The 531-nt window shown below is 68.4% G+C and carries 1 protein-coding gene; it reads right to left on the bottom strand.

The genetic code is table 11. The annotated features are described in order from the left end of the window. A partial coding sequence (locus JCM19049_RS17285) for an ERAP1-like C-terminal domain-containing protein (RefSeq protein ID WP_279403529.1) occupies nucleotides 1-531 on the bottom strand: 531 nt, incomplete at both ends.

The following is a 531-nucleotide window of genomic DNA, read 5'->3' as shown; positions in this document are numbered from 1 at the left end:
CGGCGCGGCTTTCCAGCAGCAGGCGGCGCAGGGCCGGGTGCTGTTCGCCCAGCTCCTGCAGGAACTGGTCGGTGCGCTCGATGGTGGCCTGTGAGACCTCCTGCGACGGGTAGAGCCCCACCACGATCTGCTTGGCCATCTCATGGGACAGGCCGGTCCACTTCTTTAGGATCGAGGCGAAGTAGCGCTCGGTGTAGCCGGAAATCAGCTGCGGGTCATGAACCATGTTGAAGCCGGCAATCACCGCGCCGTGGTTGTCGTTGGACAGCGTTCCGGACAGAATCTGCTCGAACGCCTCCGCCTTCGCCTCGGCGGTGGGCCGGGCCGCCTGGGCGGTGTACCAGCTGGACTTGCCCTTGGCGGTTGAGTCGCTGCCCAGGGCGGCCTGCAGCTGCTGCGGGCTCTGGCGTCCACCGGCGGACAGGGCGCTGATCAGCGACCAGCGCAGGTCGGTGTCCACCTCCAGCCCCGGCAGGCTCGCTGAACCCTCCAGCAGCGCGGCCACGGCATCCAGCTGGGCTTCGGTGCGGG

The sequence above is a fragment of the Arthrobacter sp. JCM 19049 genome, from assembly GCF_001310435.1.
This window is presented reverse-complemented; position numbering and strand designations above follow the sequence as displayed.